23 protein-coding genes are annotated in these 24,372 nt (G+C 68.8%); 9 read left to right on the forward strand and 14 right to left on the reverse strand.

Features of this window, described 5'->3' with window-relative positions; translation table 11 throughout:
* Nucleotides 1-14: 14 nt before the first annotated feature.
* Entirely contained in the window at nt 15-1,163 is a 1,149-nt protein-coding gene (locus ACOCEP_RS36130) for an acyl-CoA dehydrogenase family protein (RefSeq protein ID WP_482334084.1), read from the reverse strand.
* A gap of 86 nt (nt 1,164-1,249) precedes the next feature.
* Between ACOCEP_RS36130 and ACOCEP_RS36135 the strand changes: the two genes are divergently transcribed.
* The 3 genes from ACOCEP_RS36135 to ACOCEP_RS36145 all read left to right on the forward strand — a co-directional run bounded on the left by ACOCEP_RS36135 (nt 1,250) and on the right by ACOCEP_RS36145 (nt 4,384).
* A complete protein-coding gene (locus ACOCEP_RS36135; RefSeq protein ID WP_482334086.1) occupies nt 1,250-2,197 on the forward strand; it encodes a LysR family transcriptional regulator in 948 nt (315 codons plus the stop codon).
* Nucleotides 2,194-2,976, forward strand: a complete 783-nt coding sequence (locus ACOCEP_RS36140; protein WP_482334088.1) for an alpha/beta fold hydrolase — start codon at nt 2,194-2,196, stop codon at nt 2,974-2,976. The genes ACOCEP_RS36135 and ACOCEP_RS36140 overlap by 4 nt, the downstream gene beginning before the upstream one ends.
* 64 nt (nt 2,977-3,040) lie before the next feature.
* Nucleotides 3,041-4,384 (forward strand): MFS transporter, encoded by a 1,344-nt coding sequence (locus ACOCEP_RS36145; RefSeq protein ID WP_482334090.1) that lies wholly within the window; start codon nt 3,041-3,043, stop codon nt 4,382-4,384.
* Between the two features lie 1,917 nt (nt 4,385-6,301).
* Here the strand turns inward: ACOCEP_RS36145 and ACOCEP_RS36150 are convergent.
* A complete protein-coding gene (locus tag ACOCEP_RS36150; protein ID WP_482339882.1) occupies nt 6,302-7,513 on the reverse strand; it encodes an HNH endonuclease signature motif containing protein in 1,212 nt (403 codons plus the stop codon).
* A 77-nt stretch (nt 7,514-7,590) separates the two neighbouring features.
* On the reverse strand, nt 7,591-8,643 hold the full coding sequence (locus ACOCEP_RS36155) for an FAD-dependent oxidoreductase (RefSeq protein ID WP_482334092.1): 1,053 nt from the start codon (nt 8,641-8,643) through the stop codon (nt 7,591-7,593).
* A gap of 82 nt (nt 8,644-8,725) precedes the next feature.
* On the opposite strand from ACOCEP_RS36155, the gene ACOCEP_RS36160 reads away from it, so the two are divergent.
* Nucleotides 8,726-9,289, forward strand: coding sequence for a TetR/AcrR family transcriptional regulator (locus ACOCEP_RS36160; RefSeq protein ID WP_482334094.1), 564 nt, complete (start codon nt 8,726-8,728; stop codon nt 9,287-9,289).
* Here the strand turns inward: ACOCEP_RS36160 and ACOCEP_RS36165 are convergent.
* From ACOCEP_RS36165 to ACOCEP_RS36190, 6 genes are all read right to left on the reverse strand, one after another.
* Nucleotides 9,286-10,281 (reverse strand): TerC/Alx family metal homeostasis membrane protein, encoded by a 996-nt coding sequence (locus tag ACOCEP_RS36165; RefSeq protein ID WP_482334096.1) that lies wholly within the window; start codon nt 10,279-10,281, stop codon nt 9,286-9,288. The genes ACOCEP_RS36160 and ACOCEP_RS36165 overlap by 4 nt on opposite strands.
* A gap of 39 nt (nt 10,282-10,320) precedes the next feature.
* Nucleotides 10,321-11,220, reverse strand: coding sequence for a LysR family transcriptional regulator (locus ACOCEP_RS36170; RefSeq protein ID WP_482334098.1), 900 nt, complete (start codon nt 11,218-11,220; stop codon nt 10,321-10,323).
* Nucleotides 11,217-12,398 (reverse strand): glycine C-acetyltransferase, encoded by a 1,182-nt coding sequence (locus ACOCEP_RS36175; protein WP_482334100.1) that lies wholly within the window; start codon nt 12,396-12,398, stop codon nt 11,217-11,219. The genes ACOCEP_RS36170 and ACOCEP_RS36175 overlap by 4 nt, the downstream gene beginning before the upstream one ends.
* On the reverse strand, nt 12,398-13,429 hold the full coding sequence (gene tdh, locus ACOCEP_RS36180) for an L-threonine 3-dehydrogenase (protein ID WP_482334102.1): 1,032 nt from the start codon (nt 13,427-13,429) through the stop codon (nt 12,398-12,400). The genes ACOCEP_RS36175 and tdh overlap by 1 nt, the downstream gene beginning before the upstream one ends.
* A 70-nt stretch (nt 13,430-13,499) precedes the next feature.
* Nucleotides 13,500-14,180 (reverse strand): GNAT family N-acetyltransferase, encoded by a 681-nt coding sequence (locus ACOCEP_RS36185; protein ID WP_482334103.1) that lies wholly within the window; start codon nt 14,178-14,180, stop codon nt 13,500-13,502.
* A 55-nt stretch (nt 14,181-14,235) separates the two neighbouring features.
* Nucleotides 14,236-14,919: a TetR/AcrR family transcriptional regulator gene (locus ACOCEP_RS36190; RefSeq protein ID WP_482334105.1), complete on the reverse strand. Its 684-nt coding sequence runs from the start codon at nt 14,917-14,919 to the stop codon at nt 14,236-14,238.
* Nucleotides 14,920-14,985: 66 nt separating this feature from the next.
* On the opposite strand from ACOCEP_RS36190, the gene ACOCEP_RS36195 reads away from it, so the two are divergent.
* Entirely contained in the window at nt 14,986-15,744 is a 759-nt protein-coding gene (locus tag ACOCEP_RS36195) for a sigma-70 family RNA polymerase sigma factor (RefSeq protein WP_482334107.1), read from the forward strand.
* A 2-nt stretch (nt 15,745-15,746) separates the two neighbouring features.
* Here ACOCEP_RS36195 and ACOCEP_RS36200 read toward each other — a convergent pair whose 3' ends face one another.
* On the reverse strand, nt 15,747-17,483 hold the full coding sequence (locus tag ACOCEP_RS36200; protein WP_482334109.1) for an ABC transporter ATP-binding protein: 1,737 nt from the start codon (nt 17,481-17,483) through the stop codon (nt 15,747-15,749).
* 75 nt (nt 17,484-17,558) lie between these two features.
* Between ACOCEP_RS36200 and ACOCEP_RS36205 the strand changes: the two genes are divergently transcribed.
* On the forward strand, nt 17,559-18,128 hold the full coding sequence (locus tag ACOCEP_RS36205; protein WP_482334110.1) for a TetR/AcrR family transcriptional regulator: 570 nt from the start codon (nt 17,559-17,561) through the stop codon (nt 18,126-18,128).
* Between the two features lie 52 nt (nt 18,129-18,180).
* Nucleotides 18,181-19,050 carry a CPBP family intramembrane glutamic endopeptidase gene (locus ACOCEP_RS36210; RefSeq protein ID WP_482334112.1) on the forward strand — a complete coding sequence of 290 codons (870 nt, stop codon included), beginning with the start codon at nt 18,181-18,183 and terminating at the stop codon, nt 19,048-19,050.
* Between the two features lie 119 nt (nt 19,051-19,169).
* Here the strand turns inward: ACOCEP_RS36210 and ACOCEP_RS36215 are convergent, their stop codons facing one another.
* The gene (locus ACOCEP_RS36215; RefSeq protein ID WP_482334114.1) at nt 19,170-20,219 is read right to left on the reverse strand and encodes an NAD(P)-dependent alcohol dehydrogenase; all 1,050 of its coding nucleotides are present in this window, start codon (nt 20,217-20,219) and stop codon (nt 19,170-19,172) included.
* An 88-nt stretch (nt 20,220-20,307) separates the two neighbouring features.
* Here ACOCEP_RS36215 and ACOCEP_RS36220 point away from each other — a divergent pair, with 88 nt between their 5' ends.
* Nucleotides 20,308-20,910 carry a TetR/AcrR family transcriptional regulator gene (locus ACOCEP_RS36220; RefSeq protein WP_192741769.1) on the forward strand — a complete coding sequence of 201 codons (603 nt, stop codon included), beginning with the start codon at nt 20,308-20,310 and terminating at the stop codon, nt 20,908-20,910.
* Between the two features lie 89 nt (nt 20,911-20,999).
* The gene (locus tag ACOCEP_RS36225; RefSeq protein ID WP_482334116.1) at nt 21,000-22,355 is read left to right on the forward strand and encodes an MFS transporter; all 1,356 of its coding nucleotides are present in this window, start codon (nt 21,000-21,002) and stop codon (nt 22,353-22,355) included.
* A 6-nt stretch (nt 22,356-22,361) separates the two neighbouring features.
* Here ACOCEP_RS36225 and ACOCEP_RS36230 read toward each other — a convergent pair whose 3' ends face one another.
* The 3 genes from ACOCEP_RS36230 to ACOCEP_RS36240 all read right to left on the reverse strand — a co-directional run bounded on the left by ACOCEP_RS36230 (nt 22,362) and on the right by ACOCEP_RS36240 (nt 24,354).
* On the reverse strand, nt 22,362-22,817 hold the full coding sequence (locus tag ACOCEP_RS36230) for an ATP-binding protein (RefSeq protein ID WP_482334118.1): 456 nt from the start codon (nt 22,815-22,817) through the stop codon (nt 22,362-22,364).
* A 92-nt stretch (nt 22,818-22,909) separates the two neighbouring features.
* The gene (locus ACOCEP_RS36235) at nt 22,910-23,521 is read right to left on the reverse strand and encodes a TetR/AcrR family transcriptional regulator (protein ID WP_482334120.1); all 612 of its coding nucleotides are present in this window, start codon (nt 23,519-23,521) and stop codon (nt 22,910-22,912) included.
* Nucleotides 23,521-24,354, reverse strand: a complete 834-nt coding sequence (locus ACOCEP_RS36240; RefSeq protein ID WP_482334122.1) for a class I SAM-dependent methyltransferase — start codon at nt 24,352-24,354, stop codon at nt 23,521-23,523. The genes ACOCEP_RS36235 and ACOCEP_RS36240 overlap by 1 nt, the downstream gene beginning before the upstream one ends.
* Nucleotides 24,355-24,372 lie beyond the last annotated feature (18 nt).

Consider the following 24,372-nt stretch of genomic DNA (forward strand, 5'->3'; position numbering starts at 1 on the left):
GCCTTCCTCGGTGTTCAGGACGGGATGCGGTGCCGTTCGATCAGCTGGCGGGCGATCACGCCACGCTGGATCTCGTTGGTGCCCTCGCCGACGATCATCAGTGGCGCGTCGCGGAAATACCGCTCGACGTCGTACTCCGTCGAATAGCCGTAGCCGCCGTGGATGCGGACCGCGTCGAGCGCGATCTCCATCGCGGCCTCGGAAGCGAACAGTTTCGCCATCCCGGCTTCGAGGTCCGCGCGTTCGCCCGAGTCGTAGCGGCGCGCCGCGTGGTGCACCAGCTGGCGCGCGGCCTCGAGTTTGGTCGCCATGTCCGCGAGATGATCGCCGACCGACTGGTGCTGCCAGATCGGTTTGCCGAAGCTCTCGCGTTCCTGGGCGTAGCGCAGGGAATCCTCCAGTGCGGCCCGGCCGACGCCGAGGGCCCGGGCGGCGACCTGGATCCGGCCGATCTCCAGCCCCCGCATCATCTGGGCGAAGCCACGTCCCTCCACGCCGCCGAGCAGGGCCGTGGCCGGGGCGCGGAAGTCGTCGAAGGAGAGCTCGCAGCTCTCGACACCCTTGTAGCCGAGCTTGGGCAGATCCCGTGAGACCTCGAAACCCGGCCCTTTCTCCACCAGGAGGATGGAGATCCCCTTGTGCGCGGGTTCGGCGGCGGGGTCGGTCTTGCACAGCAACGCGACCAGCTGGGACCGGCGCGCGTTGGTGATCCAGGTCTTGCTGCCGTTGACCACGTACTCGTCGCCCTCGCGCCGTGCCGTGGTGCGGAGTGCCTGCAGATCGGAGCCGCCACCGGGTTCGGTGAGCGCCATCGTCGCGCGGATCCCGCCCGTCGCCATTTTCGGCAGGTAGGTGTCCTTCTGCTCCTGAGTGCCATATGTGGCAAGGAGTTTCGCGACGACGGTGTGGCCGCCCATCGCGCCGGCGAGGCTCATCCAGCCGCGGGCGAGCTCCTCCGTCACCGCCGCGTAGCACTGGGCGGAGACCTGGGTCTCGCCCCATGGCTCGGGCACGGCCAGCCCGAAGACGCCCATCGCCTTCATCTGGTCGATGAGTTCGCCGGGATAGGTGTTCGTATGGTCGAGCTCCCGCGCGACGGGCCGGACCTCACGATCCACGAACTCGGCCACGAGGGCGACGATCTCGGTCTCTTCCTCGGTCATGTGGTTATCATGAGTGATGATGAGACGGTCTGTGAAATACCGAATCATGATAGCCGCATACCGGTCCGCGATGTGAAGGGACGACGGTGGACTTCAAGCAGCTCAAGGCGTTGGTGACGGTCGCCGAGGTCGGCAGCGTCACCCGCGCGGCCGAGCTGCTGCACCTGGTCCAGCCCGCGGTCACCCGGCAGATCCGCACCCTGGAGCAGGAACTCGGCGTGCCGTTGTTCGAGCGGACCCGCCACGGGATGCGCCCGACCGAGGCGGGCGCGACGCTCGTCGAACGGGCCCGCCGGGCACTCACCGAACTCGACCGGGCACGGGCCGAGCTGGCCCCGAAACCCGGGGTGGTCACCGGGATCGTCACGGTCGGCCTGCTGGAGAGCGCCGCCGAACGGCTCGCCGCGCCGCTGACCACTGAGGTGCTCCGTGAGCATCCGGGGATCGAATTGCGGCTGCTCACCGCGTATTCCGGGCATCTTCAGCGGTGGATCGACGACGGTGACGTCGACCTGAGCCTGCTCTACAACCTGACCAGCACGCCGTCACTCAACGTCCGGCCGCTGGTCCGCGAACGGCTCTGGGCGGTCGCTCACCCTTCGGCCGGGCTCGATCCCGCGCGGCCCGTCCCGTTCGCCGAAGTGGCCGCGCGTCCGCTGGTCATGCCGTCCGAGGGGCACGCGCTGCGCACCCTCATCGACGGCGCGGCCCGGGAGGCGGGCGCCGAGACGGAGGTCACCGTGCAGACGAACGCCATGACCCTGCAGAAACGCCTCGTCCTCGGCGGGCACGGCTGGACGATCCTGCCCGGTATCGGCATCGCGGCGGACGTCGCCGACGGCGCCCTGAGCGCGGCTCCTGTCTGCGAACCGGAGGTCTGGCGGACCGTCGTCCTCGGCACGCCGAGGACAGGGCGCGTCACACCCGCCGTCGACGCCGTCGCCCGGGCGCTGGTCCGGCAGATCCACCGAACCGTGCGGGAGGGCGAGTGGCCCTCGGCGCGGCTCTGGGAAGACCGAACAGGAGAAGAATGAACACGCTCACCGGCACCGGTCACGCCGTCGCCACCGACGGGACCCGGCTGGCCTACCAGTGGCACGGCACGGGCAGGCCGCTCGTGCTGCTGGCCGGCCAGGCGAACGACCACACGTGGTGGGACCGTACGCGCGGTGACTTCCCGTGCACGATCACCATGGACTATCGCGGTACAGGGGCCAGCGACGCGCCTGATTCCGCTTACTCCACAACGGGTTTCGCGGACGACGTGATCGCGGTGCTCGACGAGCTCGGGATCGGCGAGGCCGATGTCTACGGCACTTCGATGGGTGGCCGTGTCGCGCAATGGGTCGCCGCGCGGTATCCCGACCGGGTACGGCGGCTGGTGCTCGGCTGCACCACGCCGGGCGGCGAGCATGGTGTCGAGCGCTCGAACGACGTGCGGCTGGCCCTGGCGCGGCGGTCTTCCCTGGAGGCGCGGGAGACGCTGACGGACTTGATGTACACGCCTGCCTGGCGCGCGGCGAATCCCGGTCCATACCGCGTGCTGGGTGCGCATGGCATGCCGCCGCACGCGGTGCGCGGGCATCTCGTCGCGAGCAACACCCACGACGCCTGGGACGTGCTTCCGGAGATCACCGCGCCCACCCTGGTCCTGCACGGTGACGACGATCTGCTCGCTCCCGTGGCGAACGCGCCGCTGCTGACCGAGCGGATCCCCGACGCGCGAATGCATCTCTTCGCCGGGGCGCGCCATGCCTACTTCGACGAGTGCCGTCCCGAATCGAGCGACCTGGTGAGCGACTTCCTCGGGTAGACCATGCCGACCGGGTATGTGCCCATCGCGGATTTCTATTTCTCAACCGCAGGGATCACAGCTCATGATGGTCGGCGTTCCCGGAGCGAAGGAGCTTCCCTTGCCGCACAAGAAACCCGGCGTCGTCGCGAACGTGGTTCGCGGCTGCCTCGGCAACCTGGTCGAGTGGTACGACTGGTTCGTCTACGCCTCGTTCAGCATCTACTTCGCGGCCAGCTTCTTTCCCGAGGGAAACCTGACCGCGCAATTGCTTTCGACCGCCGTCGTGTTCGCCGTCGGCTTCCTGATGCGCCCGCTCGGTGGATGGTTGCTTGGCCTCTACGCGGACAAGTTCGGCCGCCGGTCCGCACTGACCCTGTCCGTGACGCTGATGAGCTTCGGCTCGCTGGCCATCGCTCTCACTCCCGGCTATTCGTCGATCGGCATGCTCGCGCCCGTGATCCTCGTGGCCGCCAGGCTCGCGCAAGGTCTGTCGGTGGGCGGCGAGTTCGGTTCGAGCGCGACCTACCTGTCCGAGATCGCCACCCCGCGGCGGCGCGGCTTCTACTCGAGCTTTCAGTACGTTTCGATCACCGTCGGGCAGCTTTCGGCGCTGCTGGTGATGATCGTGATGCAGTCGCTGCTCACCGAAGCGCAGATGTACGCGTGGGGCTGGCGGGTCCCGTTCGTGCTCGGGGCGATCGCCGGGCTCGTGGTGATGTATCTCCGCCGCAGCATGGTGGAATCGGAGCACTTCCAGCGCTCCGCCGGCTCGCCTTCTCGCGGTGGCCTGCGGGTCCTGCTGCGCGAGCACCGGCGCCAGGTTCTCGCCGTCCTCGGCCTCGCCATCGGCGGGACGGTGGCGTTCTACACCTTCACCAGCTACCTGCAGAAGTACATGGTGAACACGGCAGGGATCCCGAAGCCGACCGCTTCGCTCATCGGTTTCGCCGCCCTGTTCCTGTTCATCTTCATGCAGCCCGTCGCCGGCGCCCTTTCCGACCGCTGGGGCCGCCGCCCGGTCATGTTCGGCTTCTCCGTCGGCGGCATGCTGCTGACCGTGCCGATCATGACGCTCGTAGGCAGGACGGGGAATCCGTGGGTGGCCTTCCTGCTCATGATCACCGCCATGATCTTCCTCAGCGGGTACACCGCCTTGTCGGCCATCATCAAGGCGGAGATGTTTCCCACCAACGTCCGCGCGCTGGGAGTCGGGCTGCCGCACGCCCTGGCGACCGCGGTGTTCGGCGGGCTCTCGGAACCGATCGCGCTGGCTTTGAAGCAGGCGGGGCACGAAAGCGTCTTCTTCTGGTGGGTCACCGGCTGCATCGGGTTGACGTTCGTGGCGACTTTGGTGGTGCGGGAGCCTTCGCGTGACTCTTCGCTGGAGGTCGAAGTTTCGCCTGTTCGGGATTCTGTAGTGAAGTAGCGTGTTCGGCGTGCCTTTGCGTATTGCTGTCGCGGTGGCCTGGCGGATTGGCAGTCAGCGCCGAACCGTGCCCCGTCTGGCGGTGCCGAACGTCTGATTCCTGTCCGTGCGCTCAGGCGTCGCCGTCTTTCGGTAATCGGGTGTTGTGGTGACGGGACTCCATTCTCGGTCGGGCTGCCCCTAGACAGCATCGCCTCTCGGTACGTGGTCGCTTTCCGGCGACGGCCAGCGCCGACGCGAACCCAGGGCGCTGGACGGTAGGCGTAGCCACAAGTTGCTGCGAGACAACACCGCGCACTGCAACGCCCCTGGCTCCGTCGCCGGATTCCGGTAACGATCTCAGACCTCGGCGCGTGGTCGTTTTTCGGCGACGGCATGGTCGGGCGCTTGACTCGGAGAGGGTGGGTGGCCATGCCATAGCCACGAGGTGCGAGACATCGTCGGGTGTGTGCCGTGTTGCTTCCGTGGCCGGATTCCGGCAACCACCTGCGCCTGGGAGTGTGGTCGTTTTCCGGCGACGGGCGCGTAATCAGGGGATGCTGGTCGCGGGGGGCGGTGGTGTGTTGTGTTCCGGCGATGAATCCAGCCGTGGGTCTCATGGTCGTTTTTCGGCTACAGCCGCGGGCGGGGCGGTGGAAGCTAGCTGTGACGGACGTGGTCACGACTCGCGAAATTCATCGCAGGGCGTGCCGTCCTATGGCCGAATTTCGGCAACGCACCTTCGCTCCATGGCTGCTTTTCGGCGACGGGTTCGTGGTGGTGGCTGTTCGCTGTGGGGTTCGTGCGGGGGCGGTGGCCGGCTGTCGGCCGCAAGCCGGTAAGCCCAGCTGGGTTCGGTTCTCGAGCGCTGGCCGAATTTCGGCAACGCATCTTCGCCCCATCGCCGCTTTTCGGCGACGGACTCAGAACGGTGACTCATCGCTGCGAGGAAAGTCCAGAAGAACTGACCGATCGCCAGCCGCAACCCCAGCCAGGTCCGGCTCCCAAGCGCTCGCCGAATTCCGGCAACGACCCCAACCATGGGCGCCGTGGCCGTTTTCTGGCGACGGGTTCGGAATGGTGGCTGTTCGCTGCGGAGTTCGGGCAGGGTGGTGGCCGGCTGTCAGCCCCAAGCCGGTAGGCCCAGCTGGGTTCGGTTCTCGAGCGCTCGCCGAATTTCGGCAACTCATCTCCGCCCCATGGCCACTTTTCGGCGACGGGTTCGTGGTGGTGGCTGTTCGCTGCGGGGTTCGTGCGGGGTGGTGGCCGACTGTCAGCCCCAAGCCGGTAGACCCCACTGGGTTCGGTTCTCGAGCGCTCGCCAAATTTCGGCAACCCATCTTCGCCCCATCGCCACTTTTCGGCGACGGGTCCAGAACGGTGACTCATCGCTGCGAGGAACGTCCAGAAGAACTGACCGATCGCCAGCCGCAACCCCAGCCAGGTCCGGCTCCCAAGCGCTCGCCGAATTCCGGCAACGACCCCAACCGTGGTCGGTTCCCGGCGGTGGGTTCAGAACAGTCGCTTTGGTGCGCGATTCATGCAGAGCTGGTGGCCGGCTGTCGGCCGCGGGCCCGTAGACCCCCAGCCGGGTCAACCTCTCAGGCGCTGGCCGAATTTCGGCAACGACCCAACCGCGGTCGGCTCCGACGACGGGTTCAGAACAGTCGCTTTGGCGCACGATTCATGCAGAGCTGGTGGCCGGCTGTCGGCCGCGGGCCCGTAGACCCCCAGCCGGGTCCACCTCTCAGGCGCTGGCCGAATTTCGGCAACGACCCTAACCGTGGTCGGTTCCGGCGGCGGGTTTAGAACAGTCGCTTTGGCGCACGATTCATGCAGAGCTGGTGGCCAGCTCGCAGCCGCATGCCCGTAGTTCCCAGCCGGGCCCGTCTCCCGAGCGCTCGCCGAATTTCGGCAACGACCTCACCCGTGGTCGGTTCAGAATGGTGGCTCGTCGGTGCGGGGTTCGTGCAGGGGCGGTGGTGTGCTGTCGTAGCTTTGTCCAGTAGGTGTGGTGATCGTGAGGGTGCCGTCGGAGGCGAGCTGGTAGACCCAGCCTGGTTCGTCTTTCAATCGGTGGTCGCGGCGGCAGAAGTCGATCAGTTCGGTGTCGGCGGTGTGGCCGCCGTGTTGCCAGGGCACCGCATGGTCGAGATCGCAGGACTGGGCGGCCCGGTGGCAGCCGGGTCTTCGGCATTCCCGGTCCCGCACCCGCACGAACTCACCCAACCCCGCAGTCGGCCGATACCGGTCCCGCCCCAGATCCAGCACCTGCCCGGAGAGCGGATCGGTGATGATCCGCCGCAACACCGTGTCCGGGCCAGACGCGATATGCCGCGCCAGCGACGCCGGAACATGCCCGTGCCCGGCCAGCTCGGCCGGAGCATCGTTCACCCCGAGATAAGTGTTCAGGTCCATGTACAGGAACACCTCGGCCCGCTCACGTCCACCCTGCCCGCCCAGCAACAGATCGAGCGCGACGTCCGCGCGCAGCTGATCCAGGGTGCGCGTTTCCCCGCCGGTTTTCAACGCGCGTGCCTCACGGTCGATCCTCGTGTAGGCGGCGGTGACTTTCTCCACGGGGCCGTCCTCGACCTCGATCGACGCCACCCCGGTCTCACCCTGGCGGATCGACAACCGGCGCCCCGCCCGCTGTCGTTCCGCACGCCGGTCGGCGCCGTCACGGTCGGCCATCATCGCCGCGTGACTGGCCGCTTTCCGGACCTGCTCGGAATTCCGCCCCGGCAACCGGTCCTCCAGCACCTCGTCCACCGCACGCGCGTCCTCATCCGACAACCACGCGGTCGCGGCAGCGACCTTCATCGCCCCGTAACCACCCACCTTGCCACCATCCAGCAACCCGAGGGTGCGCGGGAGACGGGTGGTCAACGCCTCCGCCGTCGACACCAGCCCAGCCGCGTGACCGTCCACAACAGACAACGCGAGCGCGACCTCCTGCACCACACTCGACGCGCCGTCGCGGTGCCGGCTCAGCTGAGCCAACGCCCGGAACCGCACCGCCTCCAACCGTGCGATCCCCTCCGACGCCGCCACAGCAGCCGCCACAACATCCTCATCCCCCAACGAATCCAGCGAAGCATTGACCTCCCGAAGCCGATCAGCCGACGTGACTTCCTCGAGCAGCGCCACAAGCGCGTTCCGTGTATCCACACACCGAAACTACAACCGACCACCGACAGAACGAACATTTTCCTTACACACCAACATTAATCGACCTCTAGCAACCCTTCGGCGCCGTTCTCCAGCCGTCGCGCGATCTCCTCCGAACGCGGCAACATGGTCTTCTCGTAAAGAGCGACAGCGTCGCCGACAGAAGCCGAACCGGCCAGCGCGAGCGCGAGCTCACAAGCGTCGACCATGGCCAGATTGACACCGACGCCGAGCGGCGGCATCAGGTGGGCGGCATCGCCGAGCAGGGTCACTCCAGGCGTGTGTTCCCAAGTGTGCGGGACGGGCAGGACGTACAACGGACGATCGACGTAGGGCCCGTCGTTGTCGGTGATCATCCGCAACATCGACGGCGACCAGCCGGAAAACGCGTCGAGCAGGCGACCGCGGACCTCCGAGGCCGACCTGGCCCAGTCCGCGGGCAGCCGCTGGATGATGTAGACCCGGATGTGGTCCCCGCTGTTGCGCTGAGCGAAAAGGCACCGTTCGCCGTCGGCCGCCATCGCGCTGCCCTGGCCGACGAGTTCGGCGAGTTCGGGGTGCGCGACCTCGACGTCGTCGAACCACGCCTCCAGGAAGGTGATCCCGGAGTATTCGGGCACGGCCGCCGAGACCGCCGGGCGGACCCGTGACCACGCCCCGTCGGCGCCGATGACCAGGTCGGTCTCAATCGTCGCTCCGTCCGTGAAGCGCAGACGCCCAGGGGCCTCGACCCGTTCCAGGGTCCGTCCCCAGTGGACGGTGCCCGGCTCCAGTGAGTCGAGGAGGAGACCGCGCAACTGACCGCGGTCGATCTCCGGTTTGAACGTCTCTCCTTCGGCGGGGACATGGTGCTCCAAGAGGCACCCGCGAGGATCTAGTTTGCGCATCTCCTGCCCCTCCGGGCGGGCAAGGGCGAAGAACTCGTCGAGGAGGCCGGCCTCACGCAGGGCCAGCTGACCGTCGTCCGCGTGGAGATCGAGGGTTCCGCCCTGGTTCCGTGCCCGGGGATGCGGATCGCTTTCGTACACCGTCACGGGAACACCGTGCAACTGCAGGATGCGGGCACAGGTCAGGCCGCCCGGGCCCGCTCCGATGATGCTGATCGTCATGAGTCCCAGAAAAGCAGAACGAGTTAAAAAGTGCAACGAGTCAACTTAGTGACTGTGACAACCCTTGCGGTAGGGTGCGCACATGGAGACACCGGGACGGCGTGAACGCAAGAAGGCGGCCACCCGCCAGGCACTGGCGGACGCCGCGCTGAACCTGTTCTTGGCGCGCGGCTACGACCAGGTGAGCATCCGAGACATCGCCGAGGCGGCCGACGTCTCGACGACGACGCTGTTCAAGCACTTCCCTGGCAAGGAGGCGCTGGTCTTCGACGAGTCGCAGGACCGCGAAGAACGCTTGGTCGCAGCCGTCCGGGAGCGCGAAGAGGGTCAGAGCATCGTCGAGGCGCTGCGCGAGTACGTGCTCACGACGTGGCTTCCGCTCACGAAGCATCCCCAGTACGCCGAGTTCACCGCGCTGGTGACCGGCACCCCGGCGCTGCAGGAGTACGGCGAGCGCATGTGGACCCGGCACGCCGCGGCCCTCGGCGCGGCCATCGCCGAAGAGACCGGCGCCGGCTCCGACGACATCGCCTGTCACGCGCTCGCCCGCTTCGTGCTGGACATCCCGGCGCTCACCCGAGGCCGGAAGGATCCCCGAGAGGACGTCGAGAGAATCTTCGACCTCTTCGAACGGGGCTGGCGCTAGTCCTCTTCGGGCCGGGAGCCGCGCAGCGAGCCCGGATGCGCCTTGGCGGAGGGATCCTTGCGGGTCTTGAGCAGGCTCGCCACCGTGACCACCACGAGGATCCCGATGATCACCGAAAGACTGACCGGCGTCGAGATCTCGGGAACGCTCTCGTCGATGTCCACGTGCGCCCAGTGCAGGATCAGCTTGATCCCGATGAATCCGAGGATCACCGCGAGCCCGGCCGACAGGTACACCAGGCGGTCGAGCAGGCCCTTCACCAGGAAGTACAGCGCCCGCAGGCCCAGCAGCGCGAAGGCGTTGGCCGCGAAGACCAGGTACGGCTCGTCGGTGACGCCGAAGACCGCGGGGATCGAGTCCAGCGCGAACAGCAGGTCGATCCCGCCGATCGCGAGCAGCACCACCACCAGCGGCGTGCCGACACGCTTCCCCTCCACCCGGGTGGTCAGCTTGCCGCCGTCGTACTCGGTCGAGAGCGGCAGCAGACGGCGCGCGGACCGCACCACCACGTTGTTCTCGACGTCCGGATCCTCGTCCCGATGCCGGAACAGCTGGACGCCGGTGTAGATCAGCAGCAGCCCGAACAGCAGGAACATGAAGGAGAACAAGGAAAGCAGCGTCGCGCCGAGGGCGATGAAGATCGCGCGCATGATCAGCGCGACCACGATGCCGAACGTGAGCACCTTGTGCTGGTGTTCCTCGGGGACCGCGAAGGTGCTCATGATGATCACGAAGACGAAGAGATTGTCGACCGACAGGCTCTTCTCGACGATGTAACCCGCGAAGTACTGCTGCCCGAAGTCGCCGCCGTGCGCGATCGTCAGCCAGACGCCGAACGCCACCGCGACCAGGATGTAGCCGACCGACCAGGCCACCGCCTCACCGAAGCCGACCTTGTGCGGCCGCACCGCCGCGAGGACGAGATCGAGTGCCAGGAGCCCGAGCACCAGCCCGATCGTGACGATCCAGGTGAGGGCATCGATCTGGAGCATCCGGACCCTGTCTTTCCTTCGACGGCAGGTGCCCAGATCTTAAGTGGGACTTCCCCGGTCCGCATCCGCGTCCAGCAGCGCGGCGAGCACGGTCTTGAGCAACGGGTGGTCCGCGCTCCCCCGCCGGACGGCGGCGAACACGCGACGCAGCGGCGGCTCGCCGCGCAACGGAACGGCGACAGCCCCGGGGACGGCGGCGAAAGCGTTGCGTGGCACCAGCGCCACGCCCTCGCCCGCGGCGACCAGGGTGGTGATCGCGTGGAAATCGTCGGAGACGTGCCGGATCGCCGGATTGGCGCACACGATCATCAGCACGTCACGGCACGGATTACCGGGTTTCGGCGCGATCCACTCGTCGTCGGCCAGGTCGTCTATGTCCACTTCGGACGCTTCCGCGAGCCGGTGCGCGGTGGGCAGCACGACGTCGAAGGGCTCCACGTACAACGGGAACCGGGTGAGCCTGCTTTCATCCGTCCGTGGCGAGAGCCGGTACTCCTCGGTGATCGCCAGATCGACCTCGCCGTCGAGCAGCAGCGGGATGCTCGCGTGCCCCTCGACGTCCTGAACCTGCATCGTGACCCCGGGCGAACCGGCACGCAGCGACGCGATCGCGGGCGCCACGACCATCGTGATCGCGGAGGCGAAACTCGCCAGCCGCACCATGCCCTGGACACCGGAATCGAGCGCGGCGAGGGTCGCCCGCGCCCGTTCCAGTTCGGCGGCGACGGCGTTGGCGTGCACCACCATCAGCTCGCCGGCCGGGGTCAGCGAAACACGCCTGCCCCGGCGGCGAAGCAGCTGCTGGCCGCACTCGGCTTCGAGGGCGGCCAGCTGCTGGGAAACCGCGGACGGCGTCAGGTGCAGCGCCTGCCCCGCCGCCGTCACGGTGCCGTGGTCGGCGAGGGCGCGCAGCACGCGCAGCCGTCGCGGATCGATCATTCGTCCATCATGGACCTTGCCGTCACGAACGCGTCGACCGCCCGGTCGACGTCTTCGGTCGAATGCGCGGCCGACATCTGCGTCCGGATCCGGGCCTTGCCGTGCGGCACCACCGGATACGAGAACCCGATCACGTAGATGCCCTGGTCGAGCAGCAGATCCGCCATCTTGCCCGCCTTGGCGGCGTCGCCGATCATCACCGGGATGATGGGGTGCTCACCCGGAAGCAGGTCGAAGCCGGCCTCGGTCATCCGGCGCCGGAACAGCTCGGTGTTGGCGCGCAGCTTGCCCAGCAGGTCACTCGAAGAGTCCAGCAGTTCGAGTGTCGCGAGCGCGGCCGCGGTGATCGACGGCGCCAGCGAGTTCGAGAACAGGTACGGCCGCGAACGCTGCCGCAGCATCTCGACGATCTCGGCGCGGCCGGAGGTGTAGCCGCCGCTCGCGCCGCCGAGTGCCTTGCCGAGGGTGCCGGTCAGCACGTCGACCTTGTCCTGCACGCCGAACAGCTCCGGAGTACCGCGGCCGGTCGGGCCGGTGAAGCCGACGGCGTGCGAGTCGTCCACCATCACCAGGGCGTCGTAGCGCTCGGCCAGTTCGCAGATCTCGTCGAGCGGCGCGAGATAGCCGTCCATCGAGAACACGCCGTCGGTGGCGATCATCCGGTAGCGCGCGCCGGACGCCTCCTTCAGCCTGGCCTCCAGATCCGCGACGTCACGGTTGCGGTAGCGCATCCGCTTCGCCTTGCAGAGCCGGACGCCGTCGATGATCGACGCGTGGTTGAGCTCGTCGGAGATGATGACGTCCTGATCCGTCAGCAGCGTCTCGAAGAGCCCGGCGTTGGCGTCGAAACAGGAGCTGTAGAGGATCGTGTCCTCGGTGCCGAGGAACTCCGACAGCTTCGCTTCGAGCTCCTTGTGCGGCTGCTGGGTCCCGCAGATGAACCGCACCGACGCCATGCCGAAGCCCCAGCGGTCGAGCGCCTCCTGGGCGGCCTTGATCAGCTTGGGGTGGTCGGCGAGGCCGAGGTAGTTGTTGGCGCAGAAGTTGAGGACGTCGCCGTCGCCGACGCTGACCGAAGCCCGTTGCGGTCCCTGGATCACCCGCTCGCCCTTGTACAGCCCGGCTTCCCGGATCTCGGCGAGCCCGGCCTTGAGGTCGTCGCGCATCGCGCCGTACATCAGTTCTCCGTCCAGTCCAGAATGACCTTGCCGCAGCGGCCTTCCCTGGCCGTCGCGAACGCCTTCTCGTATTCGGTGTAGCCGAACCGGTGGGTGACCACCGGCGAGATGTCGAGCCCGGCCTGCAGTAGCACGGACATCGAGTACCACGTCTCGAACATCTCGCGTCCGTAGATCCCCTTGATCTGGATCATCTTCAGCACCACGGACGCGATGTCGACCGACACGTCGGAGGCGGGGAGGCCGAGCAGCGCGACGCGGCCACCGTGCGACATGTTCGCGATCATGTCGCGCAGCGCCTCGGGCCGCCCGCTCATCTCCATGCCGACGTCGAAACCTTCGGCCATACCGAGCCGCTCCTGCGCGTCGGCGATGGTCGCGGAGGAGACGTCCAGCGCGAGGTCGACGCCGACCTTGCGGGCCAGCTCCAGCCGATGCTCGCTGACGTCGGTGACGACGACGTTGCGCGCGCCCGCGTGGCGTGCGATCGCGGCGGCCATGATGCCGATCGGGCCGGCGCCGGTGACCAGCACGTCCTCGCCGATGACGGGGAAGGACAGCGCGGTGTGCACGGCGTTGCCGAGCGGGTCGAAGATCGCGGCGATGTCGAGGTCGACCTTGGTGCGGTGCACCCAGGCGTTCATCTCGGGCAGCACGGCGTACTGCGCGAAGGCGCCATCGGTGTGCACGCCGAGACCCTTGGTCCTGGCGCACAGGTGACGCCGCCCGGCCTTGCAGTTGCGGCAGCTCCCGCAGACCAGGTGGCCCTCGCCGCTGACCAGGTCGCCCACCTTGACCGTGGTCACCGAGCGGCCGATTTCGACCACCTCGCCGACGAACTCGTGCCCGATGACCAGCGGCGCGGCGATGGTGCGCGCCGCCCAGTCGTCCCAGGAGTCGATGTGCAGATCGGTACCGCAGATCCCGGCGCGCAGCACGCGGACGGCGACGTCGCCGGGGCCGACGGCGGGGTCCGGCACGTCGGTGAGTTCCAGCCCGGGTGCTCGGTCGGCTTTGACCAATGCCTTCATGGCGCGAAGTCTGGCCCGCCCGTGCTGTTCAGTCCATCGCGAGTTTCTGAAATCCCTCGTTAGCGTGTCTTCACAAGGAGCCAGGAACCCGGACCGACACGAAGTCCGGCCGCGGCTCCACCTCGAAACCGATCGATTCGTAGAGCCGGATGGCCGAGGTATTCGTCGCCGCCGCGTGCATCATCGGACGTTCGCCGCGGTCCCGGACCCCCGCCGCCACCGCGCGGATGAGCCGGGTCGCCAGTCCTTGGCCGCGATACGCCGGGTCGGTGCAGACGGCGCTGATCTCGGTCCAGCCGGGCGGACGCATCCGCTCCCCGGCCATCGCGATCAGCTCGCCGTCGCGCCGGATTCCCAGGTATGTCCCCAATTCGATGGTCCGCTTCCGGAACGGCCCGGGCTGGGCGCGGTCGACGAGGCCGAGTATCTCCGGGACGTCGTCGGGCCCCAGCACGACCGCTTCGGGATCTTCGGCGGCTTCGAGCGCGACGTCGACCAGCCGGACTCCGGCGATCCTGCCGAGGACTTCCCAGCCGGCCGGGACGGGCAGCGTGTTGTGGACGGTGACCGTCTGGCCGGGGCCCGCCAGCGCGGCGACGTCGGCCCACACAGCGTCGTCCGGTTCCGGCGGGAGGGCGAAGAACGGCGCGACGTCGACCTGGTAGCGCAGGACCTGGCCGGAGCGTTCCGCGAAGTGGGCGTGCGGGCCGGTCAGCGATGCCCAGACCGGGTCGTCGAAAGGGGTGACCATGACCGCTCCGACACCGGCGGGCGGGCTTTCATTCCCGCTCCCGCATCCTGGGCGCTCAGCCGCCCGGCACGAGCAGCGGCGAATGCGGATCGAGTTCGACCCCGCGTTCCCGCAGCGTGTCGTCGATGACCCGCCAGATCCACCGCACCAGCTGGCTCGCGAGTTCCGGGAGTTCGAGGCCGCCCGGATTCTCCAGCCAGCGCGCGGCACTCGTGTCGACGAGGCCGACCAGCCCGAACGCGAGTGGTTCCGCGATCCGGCCGTCGAGGTCGAAGGTGTCGAGGTAGTGCTCGAACAGGACGGAGAGCTGCCGGGCGATCGCCGTTCTGACGTCGGTGATGGCGTCGCCGCCGCGCCGCCCGGCCTGGGAGTGCCGGGCGAGATAGCGGTAGAGGTTCCCGTGTTCGGCGAGCCAGCCGGTGTGCGCGCCCACCGCGATGGTGATCAGCTGCATCGGCGTCCCGCTCGGGTCCCACAGCGGGGCGAGTTCGGCGGTGATGAGCCGGACGGCACGGTCGGCGATCGCGCGCTGCAGGTCGGCGGCGTCGTCGAAATGCTTGTACACCCGCGTTCTCGCCACCCCGGCCTCGTCGGCGATCTGCTCGGTGGAGACCTCCGGACCGTGCTCGGCGATCGCGCGCAGCGCCGCGTCGACGAACTCCCGACGGCGGCGCTCACGCTGTCCCGCCCAGCGCGCCGCGCGGCCGTCCGGCCGAGGCACGTCGGCTTCAGGCGTCATCCCCCGGAGTTTATCGGTGGCCGGGTTACCGGTACACTGCCGTACCCGTTACTTCGGGAGACCGCGATGAGGAATGACGTCGAAGACACCACAGCGGACGCCACGCTGCTCGACGCCTTCCGCGCCGGTGACATCGCCGCCGGCGAGACCCTCTTCCGGCGCCACGCCGAGCCGCTCCGCCGCATCGCCGCCGGCTGGGTCGCCGACCCCGCCGAACGGGACGACCTCGTGGCCGAAGCCTTCGTACGGGTCCTGCGCGTCATCCGCGACGGCGGCGGGCCGCGCGAAAACCTCCGCCCCTACCTCGCGGTCACCATCCGGAATCTCGCGGCCAAGTGGAGCCGTCACCACAAACGGGTCGAGCTGTACGGCACGACCCCGGCGGTCGAAGAGGCCGCCGGAGCCGTGGGCGCGGAAGAACTCGTCATCCTCCGGTCGAACGCCCGGCTGGCGTGGACCGCCTACTGCGCGCTCCCCGGCCGCTGGCGGACGGTGCTGTGGCGGACCGAAGCCGAAGGAGACTCGCCGAAGGTGGTCGCTCCGCTGTTGGGCGTCTCGCCCAACGGCGCCTCCGTCCTCGCCTTGCGCGCCCGCGAAGGACTGCGCCAGGCCTTCCTGCAAGCGCAGGTCCCCGAGACGGGAACGCCGTGCTGCCAGGAAGCGCGGCGCCGGATGGGCGCGTGGCTCCGCGGCGGCGTGCCGGGCCGCCGGGCGAACCTGATCACCACGCATCTCGCGGGCTGCGAACCCTGCCGGACCGTCGCCACCCGGCTCGACGAGGTCAACCGCGAGATGCCGCCGGGCGTCCGCGCCGTCCCGGCCTGAGATCAGCCGGGAACAGGGGCGCCCTCCCCCGCGATCCGCAGCGCCTCCACCAGTTCCCGGTACAGCGTGTCGGTGGCGAGCAGATGCTCATGGCTGCCGCTCGCCCGGACGCGGCCCTCCTCCATCACCACGATGGTGTCCGCGTCGATCACCGTGGACAGCCGGTGGGCCACGGTGACCACGGCGCCCTCGCGGGCCAGCCGCCGGATGCAGTCGTGGATCGCACTCTCGGTCCGGCCGTCGACCTGCGCGGTCGCCTCGTCCAGCAGCACCACGTCCGGCGTGCGCAGGATCGCCCTGGCCAGCGCGATCCGCTGGCGTTCCCCGCCGGACACCGACGTCGACGAAAGCGGCGTGTCCAGGCCGTCGTCGAGCGCGGCGATCTTGTCGCTCAGCCGGACCTCTTCGAGAGCCCGCCGCACCTCGTCCTCGGTCGCGTCGGGATGGGTGAAGAGCAGGTTCTCCCGGATCGTCCCCGGCACGATCGGCGTCTCCTGCTCGACGTAGGCCAGCCGGCTCCGCACGTCCGCGTACGGCAGGTCCGCGTACTCGCGTCCGTCCAGCAGCAGCGCCCCCGACTCCGGCCGCACGAACCGCATGATCAGCGACAGCATCGTGGTCTTGCCCGCGCCGGACGGCCCGACGATCGCGGTGTGCCCGCGCCTCGGGATCTTCAGCGAGACGTCCCGCAACGCCGGGTCGCCGCCGTAGCCCGCGGTCACCTCTCGCAGCTCCAGCACCGGGCCACTCCGGGCACCCGGCTCCGTCCGGGCAGGCGCCCGATCCTCTTCGACCTCGAGCGCGTCCATCTCCCGGATCCGCCCGGCCGCGGCGATCCCCGCCTGCAACGCGGTCATGTTCTGGCTCAGTTCGGTGATCGGCTCCATCAGCGCGAACGCGTACAGCAGGAACGCGATGAGGCTGGACACCTCCAGCAGGCCCGCGCCGACCCGCCAGGCACCGAGGCCGAGGATCACCAGGGTCGCGGCCTGGATACCGGTCCACGCCACCACCCAGGCGACGGCCTCCCGTCGCACCGCGCGGACGCCGTGCGCGGTGGCGGCTTCCGCGTCGACCAGGATCCGCTCGGACTGCCGGGCTTCGGCACGGCTGGCCTTCACCGTGCGGATCGCCCGCAGCGCGCCTTCGAGGACGCCGCCGAGACGGCCGACGCGGTCCTGCGCCTTCTCCTGTTCCTTCGCGATGGCCGGCATGAGCCACGTGAACAGCGCGATCACCACGAGCACGGCCGCCACCGTCGTCGCCAGCAGCACCGGGTCGAGCACGCTCATCAGCACCAGGGTGCCGACGAGCATCACCACACCGTTGATCAGGCCGATCACACTGGAGGACGCCGCTTCACGCAGCAACACCGTGTCCGAGGTGACGCGGGTGACCAGCTCCCCCGTCGGCCGCTTCGTGATCGCCGGGATCGTCGCGCGGAAGAACCGGCGCACCATCGATTCCCGCGCCTGCAGCACCACCCGCTCGCCGACCGTGCCGAGCAGGATCCACTGCGCCAGCCAGATCACCGCGCCGACCACCATCAGCCCCGCCAACGCCAGCACGGGGCCCGCCAGCGACGCCGACGAACCGAGCGAGTCGAGCACCCATTTCGTGACCATGGGCGTGGCGAGGCCCGCCGCCGAACCGAGCAGGGCGAGCAACAGCCCGATCGCGAGTGCCCCCTTGTGTGGTCTCGCGAACGACCACAGCACCTTCAATCGTGGAGTGTTCATGGTTCTCAATGGAACACGAGTGTTCTAAAATCGTCAAACGAGTTCCATATCGGGGAGCGAGGTACGGTACCGGCCATGAGTGAGGGTGTGGTCACCGAGACGGGTGTCCGGGCGAGGACCCGGCGCGCGATCCTGGACGCGGCCATCGAGACGTTGACCAAGCAACCGAGCGCCTCGCTGGCCGACATCGCGGCGGCGGCGAACGTCGGGCGCACCACGGTGCACCGGTACTTCGCGGAGCGTTCGGACCTGATCGACGCCATCAGCCACGACGCCCTCGACAAGATCTCCCAGAGCACCCAGCGGGCCAGGCTCGACGACGGCCCGGTCCCCACCGTGCTGGCGCGGTTGTGCCAGGAGTACTTCGAGCACGCCGACATCTTCCAGCTGCTGTTCACCATGCCGGATCTGGTGACCCGGCCCGAATGGGCGGAGGAGAGCGACGACGACCGCCGCCTGCTCCGGCTCATCGAACGCGGGCACGCCGAGGGCTCGATCGATCCGGCGATGACGAAGGAGTGGCTGCTCCAGCTGCTCTGGAGCATGCTCTACACGGCGTGGGAGCTGGTGCGAGACAAGACGCCGAAGCACGAAGCACTCACGTTGTGCCTGCGCAGCCTGGAGAAGGTCATCGCGGTCGGCTGAAGTCCTCCGAAGTGATGACGCGGACTCGCGTGGCTTCGAAGATCCTGACCCGGTGAAAGAAAAACCGGTACCCGCGTGGGGAATCCTCTTCGGCGGGCTCGCGGTGTTCGTGGCCGCGCCCGCACTGCTGCTGGCGACCGGGCACGACACGATCAAGCCGTCCGCGGATTCGGACAAGACGCTTTCCCTTGCCGGAGCGTTGATTCCGGCGCTGGCCGGGATGCTGCTGATCCACGGGATCCCGCTCCACGCGCCGAAACTGCTCCCCGACACCGTCGACCGGGCCAGGCTCCGAAAGCAGGCGACGGCCTTGGCGCTCATCGCCTTCCTGTGGCCGCCGGCGTTGCACCTGGTTTCGGTGGCGGGACACCAGACGCTGGTCCGCGACGTCTGGGCGCTCGCCAAGCCGCTCGTGTTCCTGGTGCTGCCGCTGGTCCTCCTGCGTACGCGAGGGGAACCCGATCCGTTCCGGCTCACGTGGTGGCCCCGGCGGTCCTGGCGATGGCTCGCGCCGATCCCGGCGGTGCTCGCGTTCGGCTGGCTCTCCGTCCTCGGCCCCCTCGCGCCGCCGCTCCCCACCGCGGAGGACTACCCCGACCCGGTGTACCTGGCGGTCGGCGCCACCCTCACCTTCTTCACCGCGAACGTCCTCGAAGAGGTCTTCTTCCGCGGCATGCTGCAGACCCGCCTGGAGGCGCTTTTCGGCCGGTGGCCAGGAATCCTGCTGGCGGCCCTGCTGTTCGCGTGGCTGCACCTGCCGACGCACGGGCAGGGGTCGCTCCCGCTCACTCTGGGCGCGATCGTCGCGTTCCAAGGGTTCTTCGGGCTGTTCACCGGGTATCTGTGGTCGCGTTACCGCAACCTGTGGGCGCCGATCGCCGCGCACACCGCGATGAACACCGTGCCGCTGCTGCTGATGTAGCCGTCCCGTTCCGGGAAGCGGTGTCGCGAAAGCCACTTTCGGGACATCAGACGTCTCGAAAGTGGCTTTCGCGACATGGTCGCCAGGTCCGTGTCAGGCGACTCTCCCGGCCAAGCGGGTCAGGCGCCGATGGTCGCCGCGTCGATGACGAACCGGTACCGGACGTCGCTGTTCTCGACCCGGTCGTAGGCCACGTTCACCTGGTCGGCCGAGATCGTCTCGATTTCCGCGCCGATCCCGTGCTCGGCGCAGAAGTCGAGCATCTCCTGGGTCTCGGCGATCCCGCCGATCATCGAACCGGCGAGCACCTTGTTCCCGCCCAGCAGCGAGAAGGCGTTGTAGGACAACGGTTCGCCGGGCGCCCCGACGTTCACCATCGCCCCGCCGACGCGCAGCATGCCGAGGTAGGAGTCGACGGGCAGCGTGGCGGAAACGGTGTTGAGGATCAGGTCGAAGCGGCCGCGCAGCGCCTTGAACGTCGACGCGTCACCGGTCGCGAAGTAGTCCTTCGCACCCAGCTTCAGGCCGTCTTCCTGCTTCTTCAGGCTCTGGCTGAGCACGGTGACCTCGGCGCCCATGGCCACCGCGATCTTGACCGCCATGTGACCGAGCCCGCCGAGGCCGACGACGGCGACCTTCTTGCCCGGCCCGGCGCCCCAGCGGTTCAGCGGCGAGTAGGTGGTGATGCCCGCGCACAGCAGCGGGGCGGCGACGTCGAGGCCGATCCCTTCCGGGATGCGGCAGACGAAGGAGTCCTTCACGACGATCTGACGGCTGTAACCGCCGTAGGTGTTCTCGCCGTCGAAGCCGACACCGTTGTAGGTCTGGATGTTGCCCTTGACACAGAACTGCTCGGTGCCCGCGAGGCAGTATTCGCACTCGCCACAGGAATCGACCATGCAGCCGACGCCGACGCGGTCACCGACCTGGTACTTCGTCACGTCCGAGCCGACCGCGGCGACGACGCCGGCGATCTCGTGGCCGGGCACCATCGGGAAGATCGCGCTACCCCAGTCCTCCTTCACCTGGTGGATGTCGCTGTGGCAGATCCCCGCGTACGCGATGTCGATCAGCACGTCGTCCGGACGCAGGTCGCGACGCTCGATCGTCGTCGGCGACAGGGCGGCACCCGGGGACGGCGCGGCGATGGCGTGCGTGGTCGTCGTCATGAAACCCTCCGAGAAGCAGTGAGACCATGTAAGAGGTCACTTACAACTAGCGTAAGAGGGCTCTTACATATTCCGCGACCGGGACGGTGTGATCCACGACATGGGCGGCAAGTACCATCACGGCGATCTTCGCGCCGAACTCGTGCGGGTCTCGCTGGACCTGATCGCCGAACAGGGGCTCGGCGCGTTCTCGGTCGCCGAGGTCGCCAGGCGCGCGAAGGTCAGCCCAGGCGCGCCCTATCGGCACTTCCCGGACAAGGAGAGCCTGCTCGCCGCGCTCGCGGCCACCGTCGCCTGCCAACTGGCCGACAGGGTGCAGAAAGCCATCGAGGCCGAGAGCGAACCCGTCGCCGCGCTCGCCGCGGCCGCGGGCGCGTACACGGAGTACCTCATCGAACGCCGCGCCGGGATGAACATCATCTACTCGGACGGCTTGCAGGGCCCCGAGCACGCCGCACTGCACGAGCAGACCCGCCGCCTGACCGACCAGTTCGTCATGCTCTGCCTGACCGTCGCGGACCGGCCGCAGGACGGGCTCGAATTGATGGAGCAGCTGTTCACCCAGGCGCACGGCTACGGCACGTTCTACCTCGACGGCGTCTTCAAGAAACAGGGCTACTCCACGGAAGTCGTCGTCCGGAAGTCGGTCGAGGCCGCCCGCGCCGCCATCGAAGGCCGCACGAAAATGTGACGCGATTCACGTCCGATTTGCCCGATTACCGGGGCCTCCCGCGCCGACAGGATGCGAAGCGCAATCCTTTCGACAACGAGGAGAACCGCGTGAGCATCGGGCAAGAAGTCGGGTCGTGGCGGGAATTGGGCCGCCATACGAGCACGTCGGCGGTACTGGCGGGCGGGGTGCTGGTCGGCGCGATCACCATCTACGTGGCGGCGAGCCTCCTGCCGACCGCCGTCCAGGACATCGGCGGACGACCGCTGTACGCCTGGACGATGACGGCGTTCCTGGTCGCCCAGGTCGTCGCGACCATGCTGGTGGGCCAGGCCCTTTCCCGCTTCGGGGGCAAGGCTTCCTATCTGATCGGTTTCGGTGTCTTCGCCGCGGGCTCGGTCCTGTGCGCGGTGAGCCCGTCGATGCCGGTCCTCCTGATCGGGCGCGGGACACAGGGCCTCGGCGCCGGCCTGCTGACCGGGCTCGGCTTCGCCCTGATCCATTCGGCGTTGCCGCCACGGCTGTGGAGCCGGGGCAGCGCCCTGATCTCCGCGATGTTCGGGATCGGGAACTTCGCGGGCCCCGCGCTCGGCGGTTTCTCGGCACAGTTCGGTTCGTGGCGCGCGGCGTTCGCGATCCTCGCCGCGGCTGCGGCCGTGCTGGCGATCTTCGTGCCCAGGGCGCTGCCCGCCGTCGAAGCCCCGGCGCAGTCGTCGCCGGCCCCGGTCGTTTCGCTGTCGCTGATCGTCGGCGCCGCCGGGGCGGTGAGCGTGGCCGGGATCCTGTCCGACGTCCTCGCGACGGCGGCCTTCATCGCGCTGGGTCTCGGGCTCGTGGGCGCGTTCCTGGTGGCGGAAAACCGTGCGGCGGCCAGTGTTCTGCCCGCTTCGGTCTACCGGCGAGGCTCACGGCTGCGGTGGATCTACCTGACCATCATGATCCTGGCGTCCGGCGTCGCGGTGGAGACGTTCTTGCCGCTGTTCGGACAAAGCCTGGGCGGGCTCCCGCCCGCGGCGGCGGGATTCTTCGCCGCCGCGCTGTCCTTGGGCTGGTCGGTGAGCCAGCTCGTCAGCGCTTCGGCGCGTAAGACACGACGCCTGGTGCTGGCCGGGCCCGTCTGCCTCGCGGCGGGATTCGCGCTGCTGGGGCTGCTGCAGACCGCGCAGCCGTCGCTGCCCGTCGTGCTCGCCTGGCTGCCGGTGCTCTTCCTCGGTGGCACCGGAATCGGCATCGCGATGCCTCATCTCTCCGTCGCGGCGATGACCTCCGCCCCGGACGGCGAGGCCGGGCAGGCGGCCGCCGCGATCGCGACGATCCTGACGATGTCGACCGCGTTCGGCGCGGCCGTCGCCGGCCTGCTGGTCAGCTTCGGCGGTGGTTCGGTGGTCACGTCGGCGAGGTGGCTGTTGTTCGGTTTCGCGGCCATCTCCGCGCTCGGCCTGCTCACCGCACGCCGCGCCGTCTGAGGCAGCTCAGTTCCGGGAGCGCTTCACGCGCGGAAGCGCTTCCGGACAGCGGCCGTCGCACCGGATGTGCGCCCAGACGATCTTCCCGCCCCGCACCGGCTCGCGCCGGACACCCCATTGCACCGCCACCCCGTCGACGACGAGCAGCCCGCGGCCGCGCGGATCCTCGAACTGCGAACTCCGCGCCCTGGGTTGCTCGACACTGACGTCCGCGACCTCGATGCGCACCGCGCAGGGCGCCACGCCACGCCACAGCTGGATGTGGCGTGCGCCACCCCCGTGCACGTAGGCGTTGGCGACGAGTTCCGTCGCGGCCAGCAGGACGTCGTCGAGGTGCTTCTCGCCGAGATCGGGAAGGCATCTGCCCACCCAGGCACGCATGTCCGGCAACGCCCGTGGCGTCGTGGCTCGCAGGTCAAGCACCCAGGTTCCCGGCACCGGATGCTCCGCGATACTGATCATGGAGCCACCCTTCCCGTCGCGCGCGCGACCTCCCTGCTGAAGTCGCACATCCGGGTTACCCAGAACTCCCGCCGATCAACCCGTGCCGGAGTTCATCGGACCGCGATACCCTCCAGCACCGTCCTGACCACGGCTTCCACCGCCGGCGAAGTGGTCACCCCCGGGCCGTGCGGAAGCAGACCCGAGAGCACCGTCTCATGGCAGACGCCGACCAGCATGGCCGCCGCCGCCCCGACATCGCCATCGAGCCTGCCGAGTTCCTTCTCCGCCCGCAGGTATCCGGCGAGACGAGCGCGCCAGGTCTCGCCATCGCCCGCCCGTTCGCCGAATCGCGCGAGCACGACGGGACGGGCCAGCAGCCCGGCGAACGCGGGCAGGATCTCCTTGTGCAGAGCCAGCCCGTAAGCCAGCTGGGCGCGGAGATTGACCTCGACCGTGGCCGAACCGGGCTCGGGCAGCTCGCCGAGCCCGGCTTCCACTCTCCGTACGTGCGCGGCCAAGGCGTCGGCCAGCAACTCCTCCTTGTCGGCGAAATGGTTGTACAGCACGCCATCGGCGACTCCCGCCGCGCGCGCGATCGCCCGCACCGTGAGTTCCGCGGTGCCGTGCGCGGAGATCAGGTCCGCGGCGGTATCGATCAAATGCTCGCGCAGGCTCCGGCCGTCTTCCGTATGCCGCAGGGCGGCCGCTTTTCTCGGTGACATCAGGATTTCGCCCTGACCAGCCAGGCGGCGCCACGCAACCGGACACCGCCGGGCCCCTCGAAGGGCCGCAGCGCGACCGAAAGGGCCTCTCGCGCACTGTTCGCGGCTTGGGTGCTCACCTGGCCGAGGTGGTACTTGACCGGACCCCAATCGGCGATGAACGCGGCAGCGTCGGGAACGTCGCTTCCCCAGACCTGGTCGGCCTCGACACGGTCACAGGCGACATCGCGGAACCCGGCGCCGGTCAGCACCGAGCGAACCCGCGCCGGGTCGGCGAAAGCCGTCGGCCCCGTGCCGTCCTCACCGGTCGGGGTCGGCAGAAACGGTGCCAGCGCGCCGAAAACGGCGCCGAGGTCGGTTCCGGCGAGTGCGGTCATGCACAGGAAGGCGAGCCTGCCGCCCGGTTTCAGCGCCCGGCGGACATTCGCGAACGCGGCGACCGGATCGGCGAAGAACGTCACCGCGAACCGGCTGAGCGCGACGTCGAAAACCGCGTCCTCGAACGGGAAGACCTGGACGTCGCCCTGCTCGAACACCACATTCGCGACACCTTCGGCGTCCGCGCGCGCCCGCGCCGTCGCGAGCATCGGGGCGGACAGGTCGATCCCGGTCGCTCCCCCGAGCGGAGCACGGACGGCGGCGAGCCGGGTGACCTGCCCGTTGCCGCAGCCGAGGTCGAGCACCCGGTCCCGCTCGCCGATTCCGGCGGCGTCGAACAGGAATTCGTTGAATCCGCTGTTCACCGCGTCGTAGCGCTCGTCGTGCTCGGCCCAATGCCGTCCCTCGTAGCCGTTCCACGCCTCCGACTGCGCGGTGTTGACGATGCCGGACATACCAGAACCTCCTCCGTT

The organism is Amycolatopsis sp. CA-211722 (assembly GCF_056828465.1).